This is a genomic window from Sphingobacterium sp. NPDC055346, assembly GCF_053645235.1.
In genome coordinates, this window is the sequence record NZ_JBSHMI010000010.1 from 43,592 (window position 1) to 68,672 (window position 25,081).

Consider the following 25,081-nt stretch of genomic DNA (forward strand, 5'->3'; position numbering starts at 1 on the left):
AGGGAAATGTTGGAAAAGATAAAGATTTTAGTGGTTGGCTGTGGTAATATGGGAGCATCCCATTCGCAGGCCTATCATGAGATGGAAGAATTTGAAATTGTAGGACTGGTCTCGCGTGGAGACAGTAAAAAGAAATTGAATGAGAAATTAGCTGCGCAATATCCCTTGTATGACAGCTATGAGCAGGCCCTGGAAGAGTCGAAACCGGATGCGGTCTGCATCTCTACCTATCCGGATACCCATGAAGACTATGCCATCAAGGCATTTCAGGCAGGAGCACATGTCTTCATTGAAAAACCCCTTGCGGATACGGTTTTAGGGGCCCAGAAAGTAATCGATGCGGCCAATGCTGCCGATAAAAAACTGGTGGTGGGTTATATTTTAAGGCACCATCCTTCCTGGATTAAATTTATTGAGGTTGCCAAGACTATGGGGTATCCTTTGGTCATGCGCATGAACCTGAACCAGCAAAGCCAAGGCTATATGTGGGATGTGCACCGTAATTTGATGAAAAGCCTGAGCCCAATTGTTGACTGTGGCGTGCATTATATCGATGTGATGTGCCAAATGACCAATGCCAATCCGGTCACTGTATCAGCCATCGGTGCAAGGTTAACGGATGATATACCGGAAGATAATTACAATTATGGCCAGCTGCAGATCCGTTTTGATGATGGCAGTGTAGGCTGGTATGAGGCAGGTTGGGGCCCTATGATCAGTGATACGGCGTTCTTTGTAAAAGACGTGATCGGGCCGAAGGGCTGCGTATCCATCGTGGCCAAAGAAGCTGGAAAAGCTGGAAATTCAGACTCTGTCGAGTCACATACCAAAGCAGAATCCTTAAAGGTCCATTATGCTGATATCAATGCGCAGAATGAATTTTTGAAAAAAGATGAATGGCTAGACCTAACCGATGAGCCTGACCATCAGGAACTCTGCAACAGGGAACAACGCTTCTTCCTGAAAGCCATCAAGGAAAACTTAAATTTGGAAAAATCAATGCAGGATGCCATCAATAGCCTTCAAATTGCTATTGCATGTGATGAATCTGTAAAGACTGGTGAAATCGTAAAACTCTAAAATGCGCAAATACTCTCTTTTGTTCGGGTTGCTGTTTCTCAACCTGATGCTGTTAGCTCAATCCAAGAAACCTAATATTGTATTGATTCTCGCTGATGACCTCGGCTATGGAGACTTAAGTATCTATGGACAAGAAAAATTCAGCACCCCAAATATCGATGCCTTAGCTAAAAAAGGCATGCTCTTCACGGACTTCTACGCCGGGGCTCCTGTCTGTGCCCCTTCACGTTCTGCCTTGATGACCGGGCAGCATACGGGTCATACACATATCCGTGGGAATAAAGAAATAGTTCCTGAAGGTCAGGAACCTTTAGCTCAGCAAGTTGAAACCTTCGCCATGGCCTTGAAAGATGCTGGGTATAGAACCGGTGCATTCGGAAAATGGGGCTTGGGAATGGTTGGAACGACAGGTGATCCCCTGGAAAAAGGTTTTGATGAATTCTATGGTTATAACTGCCAAAGACAATCCCACCGTTATTATCCAACTCATCTGTGGGATAATGAGGAACGTATTGACCTGAAGGGCAATGAGAACTTAATGAAAACCACGACCTACGCTCCAGACCTGATCCATCAGAAATCATTGACTTTTATCCATAATTACAAGGATGGACCTATATTCCTGTTTATCCCAACAGTATTGCCTCATGCTGAATTGATCGTTCCGGAAGATGAAATCTTTCAGGAATTTGACGGTAAGTTTGAGGAAAAACCATTTAAAGGTAGCCCTTATGGACCTAATGCGAGTTCGGGTTATACTAGTCAAGCTAAGCCTAGAGCGACCTTTGCAGCTATGGTTACCCGTATGGACAGGCAGGTAGCAGATGTAGTCTCTGCCTTGGAAGAAGAAGGAATGCTTGAAAATACCATTATCATCATTACGAGCGACAATGGCTCGCATAGAGAAGGTGGAGCAGATCCTGATTTCTTTAAGAGCTCGGGTCCGTTCCGTGGAAATAAACGTGATGTCTATGAAGGAGGGGTGAGAACGCCTTTTATTGTGCATTGGCCGGCGAAGGTAAAAGCGAATAGCAAATCTAACCATATAGGCGCTTTCTGGGATGTAGCACCAACATTATTGGAAATTGCCCAAGCTAAACCGATGAAACAAACCGATGGTATCAGTTTCTTGCCAACCCTGTTGGATAAAAAAGGGCAAAAGGAACATGAATATCTATATTGGGAGTTCCATGAACAAGGCGGGAAGCAAGGCCTAAGGTTAGGTGACTATAAGGCTATCCGCTTGAATGCTAAAGGTAATCCGGATGCTGAAATAGCAATTTACCATTTACCGACCGATGTTGCCGAGCAAAACAATATCGCTGCCAAGCATCCTGAACTGGTGAAAAAAGCCAAGAAGATCATGGCTGAAGCTAGAACGGAAAGTGATATTTTCCCCTTTCAATAAAAAAGATTGGATATAAAAAGCGAAGGGCTGCAAATTTTGATTTGCAGCCCTTCGCTTTTTATATCTTATGGGCAAAATGTATTTGCCATTAAGGGATGTTCAGATATTTGTGGGTCTGTAAGGAGATTTCCCACCTAGGATTGTCCTTAACATAATCAATGATCAAAGGAGTCATCTCTGCAGCCTTGGACCATTCCGGTTGTAAGTAGAGTTTGCAGGTCGAGCTAACAAACTTCGCGTGTTCTTCGGCCCATTGGAAATCACTTTTATTGAAGACGATGACTTTCAGTTCACCTGCTGCACTCAACACATCTTCTCTCGGTCCCTTGAATTTTTTTGGAGATAGGCAGATCCAGTCCCAATATCCCGTCAAAGGATAAGCTCCGGAGGTTTCCAAGAAAATCTTGATGCCTGCTTCCTTAAGCTTTTGGGTCAGGTAGGTCAAGTTGTACAATAAAGGTTCGCCACCGGTAATCACCACGGTTTTTGCCGGATGTTGCAAAGCATGCTCCACGATGACGTCTGCAGAAGTCAAGGGGTGCATTTCAGCATCCCAGCTCTCCTTGACGTCACACCAATGACAGCCTACATCACAACCTCCCAAACGAATAAAATATGCTGCTTTTCCGGTATGGTATCCTTCCCCCTGTATCGTGTAGAATTCTTCCATCAAGGGAAGAAATGTGCCGTCCTCTGGAACTTGATTTGACATGTTACTGAATTTGAGCTGCAAAAGTAGGAAAAAAATCAAGATAAATGGAATTTCAATCCCTTGTAAGTCCTTCAAGCCTGTCGGCTGAAGGTCAAAATATAGACCTTCAAATTTTTAAAATCGAAAATTTCATTCGGGATTCCTTTTAGTCTTGTTCGAGGCATATTCGCAATTTTCGAAATATGTCCCGAATAAGAGTAAGGTGAGTCCCAGCTGTATTGCTTCCTTTTATTTTTGCTGAAGTTTTTTCTTCAAGCTGGGATTTGTAACGAGGCCAGAAATAGAAGTCCATGTTTCTTGAAATATAAGCAAAAACTTTTCTGAAATGACTGAAAATAAACTTTTTTCCCCTAGAGTTCATTTCGAAAAGACTAAAAATTTTCGTATTTTTGCATTGCATTAATTAAGGCAGCCTTTATAAACCAATGTAATTGTACATATTGGAAAGGTTGCAATTTTAGACAAACAATAAATCATAGTTGTAAATGATTAACATTACACTACCTGATGGATCTGTCCGTCAGTATGAACAGGGTACAACTGCTATGCAGGTTGCCCAATCGATTTCCGAAGGATTAGCTAGAAATGTATTAGCTGCAGAGGTAAATGGTGAGGTTTGGGATTCTTCAAGACCTATTGAAGGAGACGCTTCGGTGAAATTATTGACCTGGAATGATGATAAAGGTAAATCTACCTTTTGGCATTCATCCGCTCACTTATTGGCAGAAGCACTAGAAGCCCTTTACCCAGGGATTAAATTTGGTATCGGTCCAAACATCGAAACCGGTTTCTATTACGATGTTGACTTCGGTGACCGTGAATTCTCCTCGGATGACTTCAAGCAGATTGAGGACAAGATGTTGGAATTGGCTAAGCAAAAAGAGGTTTTTGAGCGTAAAGCTGTATCAAAAGCGGATGCATTGGCTTATTTCGAGGAAAAAGGTGATGAGTACAAGTTGGACTTGATCAAGGACTTGGAAGATGGAAAGATCACTTTTTATACACAAGGAAATTTCACAGACCTGTGTCGTGGACCACATATCCCGAATACAGGTTTTATCAAAGCGATAAAATTGACCAATGTGGCAGGTGCTTATTGGCGAGGTGATGAATCTCGTAAGCAGTTGACCCGTATTTATGGGGTTACTTTCCCTAAGGCTTCGGAATTGACCGAATATTTGAAGTTTATCGAAGAAGCCAAGAAACGTGATCACCGTAAGTTAGGTAAGGAATTGGAACTGTTTGCCTTCTCGGAGAAAGTGGGGATGGGATTGCCATTGTGGTTGCCGAAAGGAACTGCATTGAGACAAAAACTTCAGGACTTTTTACAGAAAGCGCAGATCAAGGCTGGTTATGAGCCTGTGATTACTCCGCATATCGGTCATAAACAATTGTATATCACTTCTGGTCACTACGAGAAGTATGGTGCGGATTCATTCCAACCGATCAATACACCGGTAGATGGCGAAGAGTTCTTGCTAAAACCGATGAACTGTCCGCATCACTGTGAGATCTACAAAACAAAACCTCGCTCTTACAAAGAGCTTCCGGTTCGTTTTGCAGAATTTGGAACGGTTTATCGTTATGAGCAGTCGGGTGAGTTGCATGGTTTGACCCGTGTTAGAGGGTTTACTCAGGATGATGCGCACTTGTTCTGTCGTCCAGATCAGGTGAAAGAGGAGTTCAAGAAAGTGATTGACTTGGTGCTGTATGTATTTGGGGCATTAGGTTTCAATGAGTTTACTGCTCAGATTTCATTGCGCGATCCAGAGAACAAGACCAAATATATCGGTTCGGACGAGAACTGGGCATTGGCTGAGGCAGCGATCATCGAATCGGCTACCGAAAAAGGCTTGCCTACCGTAGTGGAGTATGGTGAAGCAGCTTTCTATGGTCCTAAGTTGGACTTTATGGTGAAAGATGCCTTGGGCAGGAAGTGGCAATTGGGTACCATTCAGGTTGACTACAACCTTCCGGAGCGTTTTGAGCTGGAATATACGGGTAGTGATAACATGAAACATCGTCCGGTTATGATCCACCGCGCACCATTCGGATCCTTGGAACGTTTTGTTGCAGTTCTGATCGAGCACTGCGGGGGTCAATTCCCGTTATGGCTTGCTCCTGAGCAGTTTATCATCCTGCCAGTGTCAGAAAAATATGAAGAATATGCGCAAAAACTTTTGGAATCCCTAAATAATTCCGATATTCGCGGTCTGATTGACTTGCGTGACGAGAAAGTTGGACGCAAGATCCGTGATGCCGAAGTGAAAAAGATGCCTTACATGTTGATTGTAGGGGAGAAGGAGATGGAAAGCGGAACAATCTCAGTTCGTAAACATGGTGGGGTGGACTTAGGGTCGATCACAGCAGAGGAATTTAAAGATTTATTAATAAAAGAAATAACTGTTTAATTAAAGGAACATTTGGCAAAAAGTAACAATTTCGGCCCGAGAGGCCCGATAAGAAAAAAAGAACCAGAACATCGTATCAATGAGCACATCCGTGTTCCAGAAGTACGTTTGGTTGGTGACAATGTAGAGCAAGGGGTATTTCCGACACGTCAGGCATTAGCATTAGCTGATGAGTTAGAATTGGATTTAGTTGAAATCTCTCCAAACGCTACGCCTCCTGTTTGCAAAATTATTGATTACAGTAAATTCGTTTACGAACAGAAAAAAAAGCAAAAGGAAATCAAAGCGAATGCGAAGCAGACGGTGATTAAGGAAATCCGTTTTGGACCTAACACCAGCGAGCATGACTTCGAGTTTAAGTTGAAGCACGCAATGCGATTCCTGGAAAGTGGCGAGAAAGTTCGTGCTTACGTACATTTCAAAGGCCGTGCAATTGTGTTCAAGGAACAAGGTGAAATCTTGTTGTTGCGCTTTGCCCAAGCCCTAGAAGATTATGGTAAAGTGGAACTGTTGCCTAAGTTGGAAGGTAAGCGCATGTTCTTGACATTGGCGCCCAAAACCAGCCCAAAGAAATAAGACGTATCTAACAGATTGATAAAAATTATATAAGTATTATGCCAAAAGTTAAAACCAATTCCAGCGCGAAGAAACGTTTCAAATTGACTGGAACAGGTAAAATAGCAAGAAAAAACGCTTTCAAAAGCCACATCTTGACTAAGAAAACTACTAAACAAAAACGTAACTTAACTACTACTAGTTATGTGAGTGATGCTGATACAGGCAACGTAAAACGTATGCTAGCTATCGGTAAATAAGTTTAGAAAACATTTTATAACAATATTTTTTTAACCGGGTATAGGGTCGTAAGATTGCTGAAAAACGCAACGCCTTTTACCAAATTAAATTTTAAAAATTATGCCACGTTCGGTTAACGCAGTTGCTTCTAGAAGAAGAAGAAAAAGAATCCTTAAATTAGCTAAAGGCTATTATGGATCCCGTAGCAAAGTATATACTATTGCTAAAAATACAGTAGAAAAAGGTTTACAGTACGCTTACCGCGACCGTAAAACCAAAAAACGCGAGTTTAGAGCTTTATGGATTCAACGTATCAACGCTGGAGCACGTCAACACGGAATTTCTTATTCTCAGTTGATCGGTAAATTAAACGCTAAAAACATCGGCTTGAACCGTAAGGTATTAGCTGACTTAGCTTTAAACAATCCAGATGCTTTCAAAGCAGTTGTAGACGCAGTAAAATAAGTTTAAACCGCATCTTTTTGTTAGATATAAATAAAGCCATTCCGAAAGGGATGGCTTTTTTTGCTGGAGGAAATTAGGGGTTTTTGTACGGGTGTATCGCATCCGGCTGACGGATGCAGGTACAGATTATGGGGTTCTTTGTACTTCCTGTTTGACGTCAAAATTCCTTCCTCCAACTATACTTTCTCAAACTTACGATGACTGGCATCCCTAAAAAAACAAAAAAATAGATTCTTCGCTTTGCTCTGAATCCATTTTTAGCTCATTTTTGGTACCGTACGCTAATTATATTTTAGATCCTGTCATCCATTATCGAGGATAATTGAACTGCTCGCCATATAAACCTATTATATGTTCAAAATATGCAGCAGGCTTATGCAATATAAGCCCCTACGGAAATGGGGTCAATTATGAACAGGAAACAATCTTCAAATCATAATCTTGGTCCAGCCGTTGGGTGAGCCTGTCGAGAACCACATCCTTGCCTAAAATCTAATGTCTGATGTCTAGTGTCTGATGTCTGTTTTCCCCCAATACAATTTCAAACTCATCATAATCTGCTTTTCTCCAGGCCATATCTTGGGTGCTGCTTGACAATGCAAACCATGGGGAAAAGGTTTTTACTTTTATGGTTTTACCATCTGGCATAAACTCCAAAATCCTTATCCAACCGTCCCCACCACTTCCATAGGTTCCACCACCCAAGGCTTGGGCGTTAAAGGTCATTTGATTTACATCTTTACCTGCAGCGTTCTTGTCGATACGGAAGCCTACATGTTTCCTGGGGTCGTTTGGAGAGCCTATATGGCCGGAAAAAACCATTTCGATATTCTTGGATGGTTTTACCAGTTTTTCAAATACAGCAGTCCCGTAATTGGCGTCCTGCAGATCATACTTGGCGGTCTTGATGTGCTCGTTTTGGTAGTTTAGGTAGGCATGGGTCAACAAGACTACGCTATGGTCTCGGTATTTGTCTTGGTTGACGACCTTGTTTGCCCATTTCAATACAGTATCTCGAGGAGCGAACTCGATGGAAAGGAATAGAAACGGCTTGCCATGAGGTGATTTCCATTGATAGGCCGCATTTTCTAAGCTTGGGTTCCCATAAATGTTCTCCGTAACTTCCCTTAGGATCTTTTGGTTTTCGCTGTTTTTGTCCGGATAGAAATAATTTGGGAAATGCGTAGTCTTGGGTTTATGGGTATAGCTGAAGATGTTGTAGTCATGGTTCCCGGTTGCGGTAATGTAGGGGATTTTGCCATCCAGTTTTTCGAATGCTTTTGCGGCTGCTTCCCATTGCTGTTTACCGGTCTGGTCCATTTTCTTGGGATCTGGATTGATGATGTCATCGTGCTCCACCAGGTCTCCCGTGCACATGACCATCTGAATGTTGAGGTTGTCCTCGTTTTCCACGATCCAATTCATCATGACATCCAAAATAGGTTGGTTCCGCTGGAACTTCACGTAGTTCTGGATGTCAGGTAAGAGGACCATGGTCCAGGAACTGGAATCGGATAGATGAGGCTTTTCAAAGGCTTTTTTTTCTTGTGCTATGGCGTAAGAAGTGACTGTGACCAATAGGACACAGAAGCATATGATTTTCTTGATTGCGTTCATTTTTTTAGGATTGCTGAGAAAAACAAACGTGACCTGGGCCGGTCACGTTTGAAAATAAAAGTATTTGTATGAATTGTAAACGTATTAATAACCTGGGTTCTGGGTCAGGTTTTTATTGGCATCCATCTCTTGCGCAGAGATTGGCCAATACTCATCTTTGTTTTCCTTGAAGACTACAGCCTGAGTGCCGAAGACTTTACTTGCTACACTGTGGTTGTACACTGGGTTTGCATTCTCATCGATACGGGTCAATACGTTTTTATCCCAAGCATTAGCCAATCGGTTTAGATAGATATGGCCGTTCATGACTTGGTTTGCAATTCCCCAGCGACGAAGGTCGTGCCAGCGCAAACCATCATTGGCCAGTTCCACCTTTCTTTCATAGCGTAGGGCTTGGCGCAATTGCGCCTGAGAAAGTCCTGTAGGAAGGTTTGGCATATGCGCGCGTTTACGGATCTGGTTGATGGCATCATACACCGTACCGTCGATGCTGTTATCTTCAATCTTCGCTTCTGCATAGATCAACAGGAGTTCAGCATATCTCAACACACCAACATTTAAGTCCGAGAATCCGGAAACCGAAGTCGTCGGGAAGTCCACTAGATCGGTATGTTTACGCCATAGGTACCCGCTAAAGGAACGGTATGCGTTGGTGGCGTCAGCATTGGTCTGCGAACTAGGTTTGGTAGAGGTACCGTTGATTACAGGCCAATAGTTGTTCACTTTGGAGAATGAGGCATTGGGTTCGAATTGGAATCCCATAAACCTGGAATTCGGACGAACAGTGTAAAGGTCCAAACGAGGGTCTCTGTTTTCAAATGGTTTCTCCGGGTTGTAACTGGTCGATTCCGTGATGTACTTGCCATCTAGATCCTGGAAAGAGTCGATGAAGTTTTGGGTCGGTCCCCAATAACATACGCCTTTCCCAAGTCTGGAAGCTAGATAATAACCTTGATTATGTACGTTGTCGCTGATATTGCGGTTGTATTCAACCACCCAAATCCATTCTTTGCTGCTTTCGTATCCTTTGTGGCCAAATATATTGGCAACTTCTGGTTCGCCTTCCTTGTGTGACTTGTTGGCAAAGTCGATGGAATTGTCGAACTCCGTCAAGGCATGGATCCCATTGGATAGGGTGATAGCTTTTTGTGATGCTTCGCTAGCGAGCTTGTATTGTTTTGCATAGAGGGCAACTCTGGCTTTTAGGGTATAGGCAGCAATGCTGGAGGCCCTAGAAAACTTTGTTCCGGCCTGTGATTGGGGTAGGTTGTCTGCAATGGCAGTCAGTTCATCCAAGATGAATTTTTCTACCTCAGCTTTTTTGGTTCTACCCGGTAGTTCATCGCCCAGTTTCAATGCGTTTTTCAATAAGGGAACATCGCCATACAATTCGATCAGTTGGGAATAGGAATAGGCACGGATAAATCTCAACTCGGCATCGATCTTTTTGTAATCAGCTTCAGACATGCTGGTTTTGATGTCTGCCAATTTATCCAGGACATCATGTACCCTTCCGATGGTTTTGTAATGGGCAGCCCAAGGTTTGGTTGCCAAGGCATTGTCAGTCGTGATAGAACTGGTAATCGGTGATGTATAGTTGTTTCCCGGTCTAGCATAGCCAATATCGGTGATGTTGTCCATAACGTGCCAGATTGGGGTGCTGGAAGCATCTAGGAGGGTTAAACCTTTGTATGCTCCTAAGAGTCCCATTTCAGCTTCTTTTTGGCTGGCTGGGAAGGTTTCAGACGATGGGCCGTCCAATGGTAATCGGTCTAGGTCGCAAGAGCTCATGAGCGCTGCACATAATAAACTGATTCCTATGATAGATTTTGTCTTCTTGATCATTGTTCTTAAAATTTAAAGTCTAAACCAAATGTGTACACCTTAACCTGAGGGTAGAAGTTACCTGAACCTAAGGTTACTCCATCCTGTGCTCCTGAGTTATAATTGATTTCAGGGTCATAGCCTTCGTAGAAGTTTGTTTTTGTAAAGAGGTTCTGTCCGTTGGCATAGATGAATATTCCGCCGATCTTGCTGTTCGCCAGCCAGCTTTTAGGGATCTCATAGCCTAACTGAACATTTTTCAATCGGAGATAAGAAGCGCTTCTCATCCAGAAATCAGAGTTCTGCGTATTGTTTGTTGAGGTTACCGATACGCGTGGTAATGAGGCTCCTCTGTTGTCTTCGGACCAGTAGTCCAATTGCCAAGGTTTAATCGCCGAAGAGTTCACCGCTGGGATCACGTAATGTGAATCCAGGTAGCCATTTGCTTTGGCTACACCTTGCAAAAAGGCACTGAACCTAAGACCCTTGTAGCCTAAGTCTAGGTTGAATCCGTAGGTATATCGAGGCATGGTGCTGCCGATAATGGTTTTATCTGCATCCGTGATCTTGCCATCTGGGATGGCATTGCCATTCGCATCTAGATCACCCGCGATGTCCCTGTATCTGATATCGCCCGGTTTTAAGGTGCCGAACTGCTTAGGTCCATTGTCTATTTCTTCCTGGGATTGATAAAGACCGTCGGATTGGTAGCCGTAAATGGAGTTGATGGAATATCCTTCCTGTTGTCTCAATAACGTTCCTGAAACTTGTCCTTTCATGTCAAGGATCTTGTTCTTTACATCGGAAATATTGGCGCCGATACCTAATTTAAAATCGCCGAATTGGTTGTCGTAACGCACCGATGCTTCCCATCCTTGGTTCTGTACCTTGGCCGCATTTTGGAATGGTGCATTCTTGCCATATAGCTCAGAAACGTAAAGTTTCATCAGGATACCATCGGTCTGTTTTGTGTACCAATCGAATGTAACGCTGAAGTTGTTGAAAAGGGATGCATCCAATCCTAAACCGGCCATGGTGGTTTCTTCCCACAATAGGCCAGAGTTTGCCATGGTGTTCAAGGCAATCATTTGGTCAACCGCACCACCAACGGAAATACTTCCTAGATTCAAGGTTTCGATGTATGGTTGGTAGGTTGTTCCGATGTTTTGGTTACCTAAGATACCCCATGAACCGCGGAGTTTCAACTGGTTGATGGAATTTTTTAGGTCAGCCATAAATGGCTCTTCCGAGATTCTCCATCCAGCAGAGAAAGATGGGAATGCTGCCCAGCGGTTTGATTTTGCAAACCTGGAACTTCCGTCATAACGAAGGTTGGCTTCCAAAAGGTAACGGCCTTTGTAATCGTAGTTAAATCTTCCGAAAGTGGAAACCAACAGCCATTGGAATTGGTTTCCAGCATTGTTCTTGGTTTCTGTGTCTGCACCAGCGTTCAATACTTCATAGGTGTCGTAGGTAAAATCACGACGGTATCCCATCAGGTATTTTTCGTCATAAGTTTCTCTTGAGGCACCGAGCATCAAGCTGAAGTTGTGGTCATTGAATGATTTTTGTGCAGTGGTTTGGAAAGAGTAGCTTCCGTTGAAATAGCGGTAAGCAGATTCAGTCAGTTCCGTAGAAGGTAAGGCTGTGCCCGCTTCGCTTCCGTCTTCGTAATAGGTCATGACTGCCTTTGCGAATTCATGGATATTACGGGTGCGGTATCTTGGTGCTGCCATACCTGAGATGCTCAACCAATCGAATGGTTTATAGTTAATGGAAAGGTTTCCCAATAACTCCAGGTTGTTTACTTTTTTATTGCCACCATCTTCAATGAAAGCTACGGGGTTGTTTTTTACCCAGCCTTCTGACCAAAGGCCATCGCCTACGCGGATTGGGATGTTGGTTGGCATACGGCCAATATAATTCCAGATAGTTCCTTCATTAGCGATCTGTAAGCGGTTGCTGTTTACGGCTGAAAGGTCAAAACGGATGTTTAATTTATCATTTGGATTGATGTCCATATTGTTTCGGAAGGTGTATCTTTTGAAACCGGTGTTGTCAATCAGTCCATCTTGGGATACATAACCCAGTGAAGGAGCCACGCGGATCTTCCCAGCGCCGGCATTGAGGGAAACAAAATGGTTGTGGGTGAATCCTGAACCATTTAGGATGCCTTTTTGCCAGTCGAAATTATCTGGGTTCTCTGCATATAATTTATTGAATTCTTCAAAATCTTTTTCGCTGTAGATTACGGAGCCGTTATCGTTCATGTTGGCATCGTTAAATACTTTCATGAAAGTTGCACCATCCGTTACCTTCGGGATAAAGGTTGGGTCCTGCCAACCTGTATAGCCTTTGTAGTTTAGGGCAAATTGGTCCTTACCACGCTTGGTTGTGATCAAGATTACCCCGTTAGCGGCACGGGAACCGTAGATTGCCGCAGATGCTGCGTCCTTAAGGATGGAGATGTTCTCGATCAGGTTCGCATCTACATTGTCCAAGGATCCTGCTACACCGTCGATGATCACAAGAGGTTCAGAATCTGATCCGCCGAATGAATTGACACCGCGGATACGGATCTGACCCTGGTCGCCGCCTGGTGCGCCGGATTGGGAGGTTACTGTTACGCCCGGTGCGAGACCTTGCAGGGCAGAGGAGGTGGATACGATTGGTCGTCTTTCCAGCTGTTCGCTATTGATCGTAGAAACAGCTCCGGTTAGGTTTACCTTTTTTTGAGTCCCATAACCAACCACAACGACTTCGTCCAGGTTGGTCAGGTCGGCTGTAAGGATAACATTGATTGTCCCTTGGTCCGCAATGGTTCTTTCCGCATTGGCATAACCCATGCTTGCGAAAACCAAAACATCTCCAGTGTTGGCTTCGATAGCATACTCGCCAGTTGCTGAAGTTTGGGACAAGGCATTAAGATGACCCTTAATGCTGATGGTCACGCCTTCCAAAGGGTTTCCATCTTCATTGGTCACTTTCCCCGAGATATTCTTTTGCTGTGCCCATAGCATGCCTATAGGTAGAAAGCACAGCAAAAAAATGAGTTGCAGTTGTTTTTTCATTTAGATGCTTATTAATAATAAATAGGTTCTTTTTACAGATGTTTTAGAGTAGAGTTTTAATGTCCTTACAATATGTTTAAAATTGTTTCGAAAATAGCTTAATAATGTAAAATCAATATTAAGGCTTTGTTTTCGTTATGTTAAAACAAGGCATAAATGCCGATATCATATTAGATTTTATTCAAAAATAACAATAGGTTATTCGCTTATAAAGCGTTTCGAAAATAAAAAAAAGATTTTTAAACCAAAAATTTAAAAATCTTTTTTCTGAAAATGACTTAGAAAGGTAGCTTAAGCTAGAATGATTTTGATACCCAAGTCTTCGATAGACTTGACGATGTTTGGGGACACCTTGTTGTCGGTAATGATGTAGTCTACGTCGATCAGTTCGCAGATCTTGCCTAGGCCTCTTTTTCCAAATTTGCTGCTATCTGCCAGGATTGCAATCTTTTGGGAGGTTTCGATCATTTTTTGGTTTAATGTTGCTTCAGGTAGGTTACTGATGGAGATTCCGAATTCCAGGTCGATTCCGTCGGCGCCAAGGAACAGGATCCCGCAGCTGATCTCGTCCAAGATGCGGATCGCATACTGCCCGGCAACGGAAGATGAGTTGGTCCTGATTAGTCCTCCGAGCTGTAAAACCTCGATGTTGGGCTTGCCACTGAGCTCTAAACCAACTTTTAATGCCGGCGTGATGACCGTAAGCATGTGTGTGGATTCAATGTTTTTGGCTAGGGTGAACACGGTTGTGCCGGATCCGATCATGATGGAGTCGTTGTCTTTGATCAGTTTGATCGCGGCCTGTGCTATGCGCTGTTTCTCCTCGCTGTTGATGGATTCCTTCACCATGATAGGGCGATCGATAGCGTAAGGATTGCTGTTGGAAGCTCCTCCTTTGATCCTGAATAACAGGTTTTTGTCTTCTAGTACTTTAAGGTCCTTTCGGATCGTTACGCTGGAAACCTTCATGGTTTCGCAGAGCCAGTCTATCGTAATTTTCCCTTTTTCCTTTAAGCTTTTTAGAATGAATTCGTGTCTGTCTGTGATATTCATCATAATTCATTAAAATAAGTTAATATAATAGCAAATATAGTCAGCATTTCTGTACTTGCCTATTCTTTTTTTTTATTTAAAAATGTTTTTTTTGTATTCATTTATTCCTACATTTGAATTCATAACTGGTATTATTTTAATAACCGAATCTAATTTATGTCGAAATTTACGTTGCCTATTCCAGCCACTAAAAGGAGATGGTATATCATAATTGTCATTTTTTTAGCCATTGTCTTCAATTATTATGATAGGCAGATTGTGTCGATCTTGAAGCCTATGCTAAAGGACGAGTTTGATCTGGGTGACGATGGATATGCCTTGGTGATCAATGTTTTCACGGTGTTCTATGCCTTGATGTATCCGGTGTCTGGTTGGTTAGTGGATAAATTCGGCGAACGGAAGGTGATGTTGGTCGGCATATTGGGGTGGTCAGTTGCATGTTTGGGAGGTGGTTTTTCAAGGACTTTTGGTTCTTTCCTGTTTTTCCGAGGGATGCTCGGCGCTGCAGAACCTACAAACTTTCCCGCTCAGTTGAAGGTGATCACGGTTTGGTTTTCAGGAAAATTGCGTGCTACGGCAAATAGCTTATGTGTTGCGGGAAGTTCGATAGGGGCGATCATTGCGCCGCCTTTGGTTGCTTGGCTCGCCATGCGCTATAATTTCCATACGGTATTTATCGTTGCCGGGGTTGTAGGCTTGATCATTGCCCTTTTATGGTTCCTGATCTATACGGAACCGCCAGCAGAGATCCGTAAGGAAGCGATCGGTGAGGCGGATGCTCAATCTGCCGGATACGGTTTCTCATGGGGGCAGTTATGGAAGACCAAGACCTTGTGGGGGATCCTGTTGATTCGTTTTGTGAGTGATCCCGTTTGGTATTTCTGTCTTTTCTGGTTGCCCGGCTATCTACAGGAAGAAAGTGGATTGACCTTGGCGCAGATCGGTATGTTTGGATGGATTCCATTTTTGGTGGCCGATTTAGGAGCTATTGGCACTTCTGCATGGTCGGATAAAATGGTCCGCAAGGGCAAGGAGCCTTTGTTGGCCAGAAAAATTATGTTGAGTAGCATTGCAGTATTGGCACCATTGTGCTGTTTGACGGCCTATGTTTCCAATCCTTATCTCACCATTCTGATCTTTTCCTTGGTTGCCGTGGCTTGCTTAAGCTGGTTGTTTACCATTTCAGTGGTGATAGCCGAGGCTTTCCCTGTAAAGAATGTAGCTTCTGTTTTAGGGATCGCAGGTGGTTTTGGTGCATTGGGAGCAGTTCTGTTCAACTATTTCGTTGGTCAGATGATGGGATCGCTGGGTGCAGGGACCATTTTTATAGCAATGGCATTTATGCATCCCATTGCGGTATTGATTCTTTGGACCATGGTCAAAAAGGAGAAGCCCAAGGAGGCTGTATTAGTAGAGAATAATTAATTAAAAAATATTACAACATATTATTGTTATGGGAGAAGTTAAGAACATTTTGGAGCCTGCAAGAGAGACTCCTGTTCGTATGGAAGTTGATGTTTTGGTTGTTGGCGGCGGTCCTGCCGGTATTATTGCTGCTCAGGCTGCTGCATCAGACGGGTTAAAGGTTGCCTTGATTGACAACCGTAGCTTTGTTGGTGGGAATATGACCATCGGTTTACCGATCCTGGGTTTCTTGGGACAAAAAGGAAACCAGATCATCAAGGGTCTTCCACAGAAGTTTATAGAACGCTTGAAAGAAGTGGATGCAGCCTCAGAACACCGTCCATGTCCACTGCACATGAGCTTGACCTTAGTGGAACCGGAAGCAGTGAAAAATGTTGGCTTGAAGGTTTTGGAAGAAGCTGGCGTGAAAGTACTGCTTTATGTTTTCTCTGCTGGTGTTGTGATGGAAGGCGATGAGCTGAAAGGTGTAATCATTGAGAGCAAATCTGGAAGAGAGGTCATTTTGGCGAAAACGGTCATTGACTGTACCGGAGATGCTGATGTTGCCTATAAAGCAGGGGTGGAATGCGAGCAAGGAAACGATGTTGGTGGTGCCCAGCCTCCGACCTTGATGTTCTGTATGGCTGGAGTGGATACCGATAAATTGCGGATGTCCATTGCTGAAGAGCCAAGAACTTATTTGACTGACTTTATACCAGCGGAATACTTTGGGCAAAACCATCAGTTTATCGTGGTTGGTCTTAGGAGTGTGATGGAAAAAGCACGTCAAGCTGGCTATCACCTTCCGGTTGAACGTACGATTTTGATCACCGGTCTTCGTGAAGGAGAGGTTTGGGTAAATATGTCCAGGATCAATGGAGTAGATGGAACTAATCCAGAAAGTTTGACTTTTGGGGAGATTGAAGGTCGCAGACAGGTGGAAGAGATTCAACGTTATTTGGTGGATTTCGTTCCCGGGTTTGAAGACGCACATTTCACTAAAATGGCTCCATTCCTGGGAATTCGTGAGACTCGCCGTATCGTTGGAGATTATGTGATGACTGCAGATGATATCTTGACCTGCCGTCGTTTTGATGATGCCGTTGCTGTGGCAAGTTATCCATTAGATATCCATCATCCTGAAGGTGGTGGCTGTACCTTGACCTGGTGTGGCGATAGTTATGATATTCCATACCGTTCTTTGGTACCTAAAAAGGTAAAGAATTTATTGGTGGCTGGGCGCTCGATTTCAACGACGCATGAAGCTATGTCTGCCATCCGTGTGATGGCCCCATGTATGGCGATGGGGGAAGCGGCGGGGCGTGCGGCTAAACTAGCGGTTCGTCATGGCGTAAGCCCGGCAGATGTCAATGTGGAAGAGCTGAGGGCAGAATTGATCAATTCAGGGGCATATTTAGGAGAAGACCTAACGGCTACCGTTTAAAAATAATACAATGAAACGTTCCGAAATATCCAATCGCAGGGAATTCTTTAAGAAAGTAGGTTTGTTGTCAGCAATGCCATTATTGGCGAAGCTGGATTTACAGGCTGCTGTTGCTCCTGCACAGGGTGATCAGATTAAGGTGCTGACTTGTAATATCCGGGTTGATCTAGAGGAAGATGCCGCAAAAGGCTTAGGCTGGAAAGATCGCCGAGATGCCTGTTTGGCAATCATTAAAAAGGAGAAAGCAGATTTAATAGGTTTTCAAGAGGTTTTGAAAGGTCAGTTTTTGGATCTCAAGGAAAACCTGAAAGATTACTTTGCTTTTGGATTTGATGGCCCTGAAATGGATCAGTTTAAGGAAGGTTATCATGGCATTGCCAAGAACCCTATATTGTTTTCCAAAAAGAGATTTGATCTGTTGACAGCCAGTACCTATTGGCTGTCGGAAACCCCCTTAAAGGCAGGAAGCCTTTCCTGGGGTTCAGCAAGAGCGAGGAACGCAGTGTTTGTAAGGTTGCTGGATAAAAAAACTAATAAGGAAATCCGTTTAACAAACCTGCACTTGGACCATGTCAGTAATGAAGCCAAGGAAGGGCAGATCAAGGTGGTGCTGGATGAGGCTGCGCAATATCAAACTGACTTTCCGCAGATCTTGACCGGGGACTTTAATGTGGGGATGGATTCTAAGGTTTATCAGGATGTTATTGATGCGGGATGGAAAGATTCTTATGTGCAGGTCCGAGGAAATGAAGTCCCTGAGGGTACAACCCATGGATTTAAGGGAAATGACCCGAACAGGAAGAAGTCCAAGAAAATTGACTTTATCTTCCTGAACGGACCTTTGAAGGCCGTAGACACAAACATCATCAAGGATAGCTATAAAGGCGTTCTGCCAAGCGATCATTATTTTGTGAGTGCCGTATTGGCGTATCAATAAAGAAACGATTCAAATAAACAGCAAAAAAAGAACAGTTCATGGTACTGTTCTTTTTTTAGGGTGAATAGGTTTAATTATGTTATATTTTGTTTATTTTTATTTTACTTAAACACAAATTTCAATTTAAACCTTAACTAAATTTAATGGCACAGCAAAGCACAATGGATAGACTAGGTATACCTAGTCATTTAAAATGGGGTTACCTTGGTATACTTATCTTCATGATGGGTGATGGGGTAGAGCAGGGATGGCTCAGTCCTTACCTTGTCAGTCATGGCATGAGTATGGAGCAGTCGGCGGCTCTCTTCACAGTATATGGAATTACCATTGCAATCTCTTCCTGGTTTTCTGGCGTATTGGCAGAGAGTTATGGACCGCGTAAATCCATGTTCATGGGTTTGCTGTTGTATCTGATCGGGACCGTAGGTTTTGTGTCCATGGGAATGGCCAAATTGGATTACAATGCCATGCTGTTATTCTATGCCATCCGAGGCTTTGGCTATCCTCTGTTTGCCTATTCCTTTATGGTCTGGATCAACTACCGTAGTCCAAACAATATGTTGGGCAGAGCAGTAGGTTGGTTTTGGTTTGTGTTCACTGGAGGGCTGAATGTGCTGGGAGCCTACTATTCGAGTTGGGCATTGGACAAAATGGGTTATGAAAACACACTTTGGTCTTCTATACTGTGGGTCTTGATAGGTGCATTTTTTGCACTGGTCCTGAACAGGGATAAGTTTGAAACAAAAGCTTCCAAAGGTTCAAAAGCTCAGGAGTTGATGAATGGACTGACCATTGTCAAAAAGGAGCCCAAGGTATTGATCGGAGGAATTGTGAGGGTAATCAATACGACTGCCCAGTTTGCATTTCCGGTGTTCTTGCCGATGTATATGGCAGAACATGGATTCAATACCAAAGAATGGTTACAGATCTGGGGAACCATTTTCACGAGTAACATTGCATTTAACTTAATATTTGGATTTGTAGGCGATCGTTTAGGCTGGCAACGCACCATTATGTGGTTTGGTGGCGTTGGCTGTGCGATTACCACGGTCCTTTTCTATTATTCGCCGGTATGGTTCGGAGGAGCCTATTGGGCGGTAATGGCGGCAGGTATAGCTTGGGGAGGGCTTTTGGCCGGCTATGTTCCTTTATCCGCATTAGTGCCTTCATTGGTGAAGGAGGATAAAGGAGCAGCAATGGCCATCCTGAACCTTGGAGCTGGACTGCCAGTTTTTGTGGGGCCAGCGATCGTAGGATTGTTGATCGGCACCATTGGAAGTGAGGGGGTGATTTGGGTATTGGCTGTATTATATCTGATCAGCGCAGTATTGACAAAATTTATCACGATTCCAGAAGGAGAGCTGAGGGAATCGGAGAAAGAATTGAATACCGTATAATTAAAGAATTTAGATTAAAAATAGAATAACAACCTATGAAAGTATTGCTAACTGCGCCTTATGAGAACGAAAAAGCTTTGAATGAATTGAAAGGTCTTTTTGATGAAGTCATTTACCGTTCATGGAAACCAAATGGACGCGCCTATAATCCAGCAGAACTAAAAGCGTTATTGAAGGAGACAGGGGTTGATGCCTTGATTTCCGAACATGATGAAATCTCAGAGGAGGTATTGCGTGAGAACCCGAACTTGAAATTTGTCGGCATATGCCGTGGTACCCCATCGAATATCGATTTGAAGGTCGCTACAGAATTAGGTATTCCCGTATTCAATACTCCGGCAAGGAATGCACAGGCAGTCGCAGAGATGTTTATTGCTAATGTCATCACTTTGATGAGAAATACCGTTCCGGCTATCGATTGGTTAGAAGGAAAAAACTGGGGAGAAGGCGCACATACTTCTTATTTACAGTTCAAAGGAAATGAGCTTGCAGGGAAAAAGGTCGGTATGGTCGGATTTGGTGCCGTAGGACAGCATATTGCAAGGATGTTGGTCAACTTTCCTTGTGAGATCTATTATTTCGACCCTTATTTTACAGACCCTAACAGAGATTTCAAAAAGGTTGAATTAGAAGAACTGTTCGCTACATGTGATGTGGTAGGAATCCATTTGCCCGTTACGCCAGAGACTACAGGAATGATAGACAAGAAATATCTTTCATTGTTGAATAAAGATGCGATTTTTGTGAATACAGCGCGTGCGACGGTTGTCAATCGTGAAGATTTATTGGAAGTGATCGAAGGTGGGCAAATCCGTGGTGCCGTTTTGGATGTATTCTACAATGAGCCACCCGATGAGATTGACTACAAGATGATCCTGAACAAGAATGTCATTGCAACGCCGCATATCGCTGGTGCTACCCATGAGGTAGAAGACCACCACGCATTTATCATGAACAACAACCTTAGGGAGTTTTTCCATAAGGGTAATAAATCTATCAAACAGCTTGTCAACAAAGCAGTTTTAGAGAACACATCAATTAGCTAAACATGGCAACAAAAGAAGCTTATTTAATCGTCGACATCGGCACAGGAAATGCACGCGTTGCAATCTGTGGTATCGATGGCGAAATATTAAGTATCAAAAGAGAAAACGTTCATTACGAAACGGATACTCAATATGAAGACTCCATCTTCTTCAATCCTGAAGAGCTGTGGTCACAGATCCTGAAGCTTTCGAAAGAAGCAATGGCAGAATCTGGAGCGGTGAAGATCAATGCTATCACAGCAACTAGCCAAAGGGAAGGTATTGTGGTGGTTGACCAAGAAGGAAAGCCATTGCTCGGCATGCCTAATATCGACCATCGAGGAAGAAAATGGGAAATCGACTTACAAGATAAAGATCTGGTCTATGATCTTTCTGGTCGTTACCCTACATCATTATTTTCTGCTTTCAAGCTTGTCGGAGTAAGGGAAGTATATCCAGAACTATTTGAACAGATTGCCTGTGTCATGAGCATCAGTGACTGGATCCAATTCCAGTTTTCAGGGGTTGCAGGATACGAGCATTCTCAAGCTTCTGAAACCTTGTTGTACGATGTGGCAAAGAAATCATGGTCCCAAGAATTATTGGATCAATTCAACCTTTCCTCCAGCATCTTACCAGATTTGAAAGATTCAGGATCGATCCTGGGCGATATCAAAACAGACGTCTCGACCGCTTTTGGTATCAATCCAGCGGCAGTAGTAGTTGTTGGTGGAGGGGACACCCAATTGGCCATCCGTAGTATGGAACCTTCGGCTAATGACGTTGTCATCGTTTCGGGTACGACTACACCAATCATTAAGATAGTCGGTAGCTATGAAAAAGATGCCGAGCAGCGGACTTGGACCAGCAGGCATATCGATGCGGATAATTTTATCCTAGAGGCCAATGCCGGCGTGACAGGGCTTAATTATCAACGTCTGAAGGAGATTTTCTATCCGAATGAGGGCTATGATGTCATTGAAAAAGAATTAGAAGATGCAACCTATTCGCAGTGTGTGGCTTCGTTAGGTTCTTTGATTGCAGATGAAGAAGAACCCTTGACCAAGGGAGGTTTTATCTTCAATGCACCGGTATCCCATCAATTAACTCGCGGGAGCTTTGTTTTTGCGATTTTATGGGATATTGCCTGCAGTATCTATGAGAACTATAAGTTCCTGAGTGTGGTCTCTCCACACCAAGAGTCCTACATCTGGGCTTGTGGCGGCGGGGTGGAGAGCCGCAAACTGCGTCAGTTTATTGCCAACCTGTTTGGAAAGAGCATCAAGATCAGGGATACCTTCCGCCAAGCTTCCGTGCTGGGTGGTGTTTTCCTCTGCAATGATGCTTTAGGTGTCAAGAACGTGAGTCCGGAGTTATTGGAAGAGATACACCCGAAAGACCATGAGGAGTTTGAAAAACTATATCAAGAGTGGAAAAATGCTCGTAAAACCTTTAAAGAAGTAGTTTCCTAGATGAGTACATATTTTTTTGGATTAGATGTCGGGACCCAGGGAGCGAGGGTCGTTTTGGTGGATGAGAAAGGTGAATTGTTAGCTTCTGATTCCCGAAAATTCCAATTGGATGATAAATTCCGTGAGGAGCAATCGCCGCAGCTATGGTGGAAAGATTGTAAGGAGATGTTATCCAAGCTGATCCAGGAACTTCCAGATAACATTGACAAAAAAGATATCCTTGCTATCTCCGTTACCTCAACATCAGGAACGGTCATACCTTTGGATAACCAGAACCAACCCTTACATTCCGCCATCATGTACAGCGATCCCCGGTCAGCTGAACAGGGAAAGCGAATCAAAGCGATCGCAGAAAGAAACGTGCCACATGGCTATACCGGATTCAATGCATCCAGCGGAATCAGCAAAATGCTTTGGTATATCGAAACCTATCCTGAAAAGGTTCAGGATATCGCACAATGGATCCATGCTTCAGATTTCCTCGTAGGGAAACTTTGCGGAAACTACCAAGTGACCGACTATACCAATGTGTTGAAATCCGCTTATGATCTGGAGAAACTGGAATGGCCTACTTATGTAACCGAAGAGATCGGCCTAAAAGGAGAGTGGTTACAGGAAGTAGTACCCTCAGGAACCGTGGTGGGATCACTATTGCCAGCCTTGGCTGAGGAATGGGGCATTCCCGAAATCAAGGTGGTCGTGGGCATGACTGATGGCTGCGCTACACAAATGGCTTCAGGAGCTGTCAAGCCTGGTACTTGGAACAGCACGATTGGAACAACCCTTGTAATCAAAGGCGTAACGAAAAACAACGTCGTAGATCCATTAGGCAGATTATACAGCCATAGACATCCAGAAGGTTATTGGATGCCAGGAGGAGCCAGCAACACCGGTGCAGATTGGATTTCTCTACAGTTTGCAGAGGGGTTAGAAGAACTCAACCAAGAAGCTTCGCACCTGATCCCGACCAATGAGTTGGCTTGGCCACTACTCCAAGAAGGAGAGCGATACCCCATTATGGCTTCCCATGCCAAGGGATTTGCTCCCGACAACATCAGTCGCGAGAAGCTGTTTGCCGCAAATCTGGAAGGAGTAGCTTTTATAGAAAAATTAGCATACGATATTATCGAAGAGCTTTCAGGAGAAAAGATCGATGCGGTTTATTCTGCAGGAGGAGGCAGTAACAGTGATGTCTGGTTAAAGATCAGGGCTTCTGCGCTGAATGTGCCCATCTACAAGTGCAAAGAGGCAAGCGGTGCCTTTGGTGCAGCTATCATGGCCGCTTCCAATACCTTTTACCAGACCTTGACCGAAGCATCAGAGCATATGACAGCCATTGAAAAAATGGTGGATCCAGATCCTCAGTTGCATGCTTCCTACCAAGTACAGTACAAAGACTTTAAAAATAAATTGAAAGATTTAAACTATTTATAGATGATAACAATCTGTCTTTTGAGACACGGAGAAACTGCCTATAATGCAGAGGGTAATAAATATTGCGGACGGACTGATATTCCTTTAACGGAAAAAGGTCTTTCCCAAGCCAAGCGTATGAATGAGCTGCTTAAGGAATACAGTTTTGATCAGATCTTTTGTTCTCCATTGCAACGAGCGAAAAACACCGCGGAGATTGCTTCCGGAAGACCCGATGTGGTTCAAGTCGATGAACGCTTGATTGAAGTCGATTTTGGCCAATGGGAAGGCAAGCGATCTGAAGATTTCATTGCCGAAGATCCAAATTCATGGTACAACTGGTTGTCAGATCCAGCAAGCTTTGAAGCTGGAAGGACGGGTGAAAATGCAAGCCAAGTGATCAATCGTTTGGAGAGTTTCTATGCTGAGCTGTTGGAGAAATATGATGGGCAGACCATTTTGGTGGTCGGACATAATGGAGTGAACAGACTGTTCATGGCGCAACAGCTGGGTATGCCTTTAAAGAACTATAGAAGGATCGTGCAAGAGAACTCTGCATTGACCTTGATAACATTAGATAAACATTCAGGTTTCAATTTGTTAAAATTGAATGCTTAATTTTAGAGCTTCAACAAAAACCCTATGAAGAAATCCCATTTAGTCCTATTTACTTTGATAGCTATGATGCAGGCTGCTCCTGCATTTTCCCAAAAACTGCACAAACTCAATTTCAAAACTGTTGAGGAAATGTATGAGTACTTCAAGTATCAACCAGGAAAGAAGATTATCTCCGGACATCGGGGGACCATTGAGGACCAGATGCCAGAAAATTCCATTCCTTCCATGGAGGCAGTCCTAAAGCATACCTCCGCGATCTTTGAGGTTGATCCTCGTTTAACCAAGGATGGCGTGCCTGTCATGGTACATGATGCCACGTTGGAACGTACGACCAGCGGAAAGGGAAAAGTAGCTGATTTCACATGGAAAGAGCTTCAGGCATTAAAATTAAAGGATCATCAAGGCAACCCTACCAAGTATAAGATCAATACTCTGGAGGAAATGATCAAATGGGCTAAAGGCAAGACGATCTTAAATCTGGACAAGAAGGATCTCCCGATGGAAATGACGGCTGAAATCATCCGCAAGCATAATGCCTATGCTTGGGTTTGGGTTACAGTTCACAATGTGGAGCAGGCCAAGTTCTATTTGGATAAAAATCCCAAACAATATCTGTCCATGCACATCAAGACAGAAAAGGATTTAGAAGCCTTTAAGGCCTCGGGGCTTCCTTACGATCGAATGATCGTTTATATCGGACCTGAGATCAAACCTTCGAACCAAGCCATGTACACTTTCTTTAAGGAAAAGGGCGTGTTATGCATGATATCAACAGCACCTACATACGATAAGTTGGCAACGGTTGAGGAGCGTGCTGAAAAGTATAGGGCTGTTTTTGCAGACGGAGCAACTGTTTTGGAATCCGATCTGCCGATTGAAGTTAGCAAAGCCTTAAAATAACCTAGGATTAATTAAGTTTATAGATTGAGGAAACC

General features: G+C 43.6%; 20 protein-coding genes. 15 read left to right on the forward strand and 5 right to left on the reverse strand.

Annotated elements, in window-relative coordinates; translation table 11 throughout:
• The first annotated feature begins 6 nt into the window (after positions 1 to 6).
• Both ACWICE_RS18170 and ACWICE_RS18175 read left to right on the forward strand, forming a co-directional pair.
• On the forward strand, positions 7 to 1,080 hold the full coding sequence (locus ACWICE_RS18170) for a Gfo/Idh/MocA family protein (protein WP_454298943.1): 1,074 nt from the start codon (positions 7 to 9) through the stop codon (positions 1,078 to 1,080).
• 1 nt (position 1,081) lies between these two features.
• Positions 1,082 to 2,488 carry an arylsulfatase gene (locus ACWICE_RS18175; protein ID WP_454298944.1) on the forward strand — a complete coding sequence of 469 codons (1,407 nt, stop codon included), beginning with the start codon at positions 1,082 to 1,084 and terminating at the stop codon, positions 2,486 to 2,488.
• Between the two features lie 88 nt (positions 2,489 to 2,576).
• On the opposite strand, the gene ACWICE_RS18180 is transcribed toward ACWICE_RS18175, so the two are convergent.
• Positions 2,577 to 3,200: a 7-carboxy-7-deazaguanine synthase QueE gene (locus ACWICE_RS18180; RefSeq protein ID WP_185210479.1), complete on the reverse strand. Its 624-nt coding sequence runs from the start codon at positions 3,198 to 3,200 to the stop codon at positions 2,577 to 2,579.
• Positions 3,201 to 3,685: 485 nt separating this feature from the next.
• Here ACWICE_RS18180 and thrS point away from each other — a divergent pair, with 485 nt between their 5' ends.
• From thrS to rplT, 4 genes are all read left to right on the forward strand, one after another.
• Positions 3,686 to 5,611 (forward strand): threonine--tRNA ligase, encoded by a 1,926-nt coding sequence (gene thrS, locus ACWICE_RS18185; RefSeq protein WP_185218208.1) that lies wholly within the window; start codon positions 3,686 to 3,688, stop codon positions 5,609 to 5,611.
• A 12-nt stretch (positions 5,612 to 5,623) separates the two neighbouring features.
• Complete coding sequence (infC, locus tag ACWICE_RS18190) at positions 5,624 to 6,187, forward strand: translation initiation factor IF-3 (protein ID WP_214648496.1); 564 nt, start codon at positions 5,624 to 5,626, stop codon at positions 6,185 to 6,187.
• Positions 6,188 to 6,225: 38 nt separating this feature from the next.
• On the forward strand, positions 6,226 to 6,426 hold the full coding sequence (gene rpmI / locus ACWICE_RS18195) for a 50S ribosomal protein L35 (RefSeq protein WP_185210477.1): 201 nt from the start codon (positions 6,226 to 6,228) through the stop codon (positions 6,424 to 6,426).
• 100 nt (positions 6,427 to 6,526) lie between these two features.
• Entirely contained in the window at positions 6,527 to 6,871 is a 345-nt protein-coding gene (rplT, locus tag ACWICE_RS18200) for a 50S ribosomal protein L20 (RefSeq protein ID WP_093098929.1), read from the forward strand.
• Between the two features lie 492 nt (positions 6,872 to 7,363).
• Here the strand turns inward: rplT and ACWICE_RS18205 are convergent, their stop codons facing one another.
• The 4 genes from ACWICE_RS18205 to ACWICE_RS18220 all read right to left on the reverse strand — a co-directional run bounded on the left by ACWICE_RS18205 (position 7,364) and on the right by ACWICE_RS18220 (position 14,439).
• Complete coding sequence (locus tag ACWICE_RS18205; protein WP_454298945.1) at positions 7,364 to 8,488, reverse strand: metallophosphoesterase; 1,125 nt, start codon at positions 8,486 to 8,488, stop codon at positions 7,364 to 7,366.
• An 84-nt stretch (positions 8,489 to 8,572) separates the two neighbouring features.
• Entirely contained in the window at positions 8,573 to 10,333 is a 1,761-nt protein-coding gene (locus ACWICE_RS18210; protein WP_454298946.1) for a RagB/SusD family nutrient uptake outer membrane protein, read from the reverse strand.
• Between the two features lie 5 nt (positions 10,334 to 10,338).
• Positions 10,339 to 13,383, reverse strand: a complete 3,045-nt coding sequence (locus tag ACWICE_RS18215) for a SusC/RagA family TonB-linked outer membrane protein (RefSeq protein WP_454298947.1) — start codon at positions 13,381 to 13,383, stop codon at positions 10,339 to 10,341.
• Positions 13,384 to 13,674: 291 nt separating this feature from the next.
• Positions 13,675 to 14,439 carry a DeoR/GlpR family DNA-binding transcription regulator gene (locus ACWICE_RS18220; protein ID WP_175486313.1) on the reverse strand — a complete coding sequence of 255 codons (765 nt, stop codon included), beginning with the start codon at positions 14,437 to 14,439 and terminating at the stop codon, positions 13,675 to 13,677.
• Positions 14,440 to 14,592: 153 nt separating this feature from the next.
• On the opposite strand from ACWICE_RS18220, the gene ACWICE_RS18225 reads away from it, so the two are divergent.
• The 9 genes from ACWICE_RS18225 (at position 14,593) to ACWICE_RS18265 (ending at position 25,046) form a co-directional block, all read left to right on the forward strand.
• Positions 14,593 to 15,861 (forward strand): MFS transporter, encoded by a 1,269-nt coding sequence (locus ACWICE_RS18225; RefSeq protein WP_313259936.1) that lies wholly within the window; start codon positions 14,593 to 14,595, stop codon positions 15,859 to 15,861.
• Between the two features lie 28 nt (positions 15,862 to 15,889).
• A complete protein-coding gene (locus tag ACWICE_RS18230; RefSeq protein WP_185210472.1) occupies positions 15,890 to 17,284 on the forward strand; it encodes an FAD-dependent oxidoreductase in 1,395 nt (464 codons plus the stop codon).
• 10 nt (positions 17,285 to 17,294) lie between these two features.
• Positions 17,295 to 18,221, forward strand: a complete 927-nt coding sequence (locus ACWICE_RS18235) for an endonuclease/exonuclease/phosphatase family protein (protein WP_313259934.1) — start codon at positions 17,295 to 17,297, stop codon at positions 18,219 to 18,221.
• 143 nt (positions 18,222 to 18,364) lie between these two features.
• Positions 18,365 to 19,618 (forward strand): MFS transporter, encoded by a 1,254-nt coding sequence (locus tag ACWICE_RS18240; protein ID WP_454298948.1) that lies wholly within the window; start codon positions 18,365 to 18,367, stop codon positions 19,616 to 19,618.
• Positions 19,619 to 19,653: 35 nt separating this feature from the next.
• Positions 19,654 to 20,664, forward strand: a complete 1,011-nt coding sequence (locus ACWICE_RS18245; RefSeq protein WP_454298949.1) for an NAD(P)-dependent oxidoreductase — start codon at positions 19,654 to 19,656, stop codon at positions 20,662 to 20,664.
• 2 nt (positions 20,665 to 20,666) lie between these two features.
• Positions 20,667 to 22,115 (forward strand): FGGY-family carbohydrate kinase, encoded by a 1,449-nt coding sequence (locus ACWICE_RS18250; RefSeq protein WP_454298950.1) that lies wholly within the window; start codon positions 20,667 to 20,669, stop codon positions 22,113 to 22,115.
• A complete protein-coding gene (locus ACWICE_RS18255) occupies positions 22,116 to 23,549 on the forward strand; it encodes an FGGY-family carbohydrate kinase (protein WP_454298951.1) in 1,434 nt (477 codons plus the stop codon).
• On the forward strand, positions 23,550 to 24,146 hold the full coding sequence (locus ACWICE_RS18260) for a histidine phosphatase family protein (RefSeq protein ID WP_454298952.1): 597 nt from the start codon (positions 23,550 to 23,552) through the stop codon (positions 24,144 to 24,146).
• 24 nt (positions 24,147 to 24,170) lie between these two features.
• Positions 24,171 to 25,046, forward strand: a complete 876-nt coding sequence (locus ACWICE_RS18265; RefSeq protein ID WP_454298953.1) for a glycerophosphodiester phosphodiesterase family protein — start codon at positions 24,171 to 24,173, stop codon at positions 25,044 to 25,046.
• Positions 25,047 to 25,081: the final 35 nt, after the last annotated feature.

Bases quoted from the DNA above. Each gene is read 5' to 3' on its own strand.
- ACWICE_RS18215 (WP_454298947.1), bottom strand. From the start codon at position 13,383: ATGAAAAAACAACTGCAACTCATTTTTTTGCTGTGCTTTCTACCTATA.
- ACWICE_RS18255 (WP_454298951.1), top strand. From the start codon at position 22,116: ATGAGTACATATTTTTTTGGATTAGATGTCGGGACCCAGGGAGCGAGG.
- ACWICE_RS18230 (WP_185210472.1), top strand. From the start codon at position 15,890: ATGGGAGAAGTTAAGAACATTTTGGAGCCTGCAAGAGAGACTCCTGTT.
- ACWICE_RS18235 (WP_313259934.1), top strand. From the start codon at position 17,295: ATGAAACGTTCCGAAATATCCAATCGCAGGGAATTCTTTAAGAAAGTA.
- ACWICE_RS18265 (WP_454298953.1), top strand. From the start codon at position 24,171: ATGAAGAAATCCCATTTAGTCCTATTTACTTTGATAGCTATGATGCAG.
- rplT (WP_093098929.1), top strand. From the start codon at position 6,527: ATGCCACGTTCGGTTAACGCAGTTGCTTCTAGAAGAAGAAGAAAAAGA.
- ACWICE_RS18175 (WP_454298944.1), top strand. From the start codon at position 1,082: ATGCGCAAATACTCTCTTTTGTTCGGGTTGCTGTTTCTCAACCTGATG.
- rpmI (WP_185210477.1), top strand. From the start codon at position 6,226: ATGCCAAAAGTTAAAACCAATTCCAGCGCGAAGAAACGTTTCAAATTG.
- ACWICE_RS18180 (WP_185210479.1), bottom strand. From the start codon at position 3,200: ATGTCAAATCAAGTTCCAGAGGACGGCACATTTCTTCCCTTGATGGAA.
- ACWICE_RS18245 (WP_454298949.1), top strand. From the start codon at position 19,654: ATGAAAGTATTGCTAACTGCGCCTTATGAGAACGAAAAAGCTTTGAAT.
- ACWICE_RS18205 (WP_454298945.1), bottom strand. From the start codon at position 8,488: ATGAACGCAATCAAGAAAATCATATGCTTCTGTGTCCTATTGGTCACA.
- ACWICE_RS18220 (WP_175486313.1), bottom strand. From the start codon at position 14,439: ATGATGAATATCACAGACAGACACGAATTCATTCTAAAAAGCTTAAAG.
- ACWICE_RS18210 (WP_454298946.1), bottom strand. From the start codon at position 10,333: ATGATCAAGAAGACAAAATCTATCATAGGAATCAGTTTATTATGTGCA.
- thrS (WP_185218208.1), top strand. From the start codon at position 3,686: ATGATTAACATTACACTACCTGATGGATCTGTCCGTCAGTATGAACAG.
- ACWICE_RS18225 (WP_313259936.1), top strand. From the start codon at position 14,593: ATGTCGAAATTTACGTTGCCTATTCCAGCCACTAAAAGGAGATGGTAT.
- ACWICE_RS18260 (WP_454298952.1), top strand. From the start codon at position 23,550: ATGATAACAATCTGTCTTTTGAGACACGGAGAAACTGCCTATAATGCA.
- ACWICE_RS18240 (WP_454298948.1), top strand. From the start codon at position 18,365: ATGGCACAGCAAAGCACAATGGATAGACTAGGTATACCTAGTCATTTA.
- ACWICE_RS18170 (WP_454298943.1), top strand. From the start codon at position 7: ATGTTGGAAAAGATAAAGATTTTAGTGGTTGGCTGTGGTAATATGGGA.
- ACWICE_RS18250 (WP_454298950.1), top strand. From the start codon at position 20,667: ATGGCAACAAAAGAAGCTTATTTAATCGTCGACATCGGCACAGGAAAT.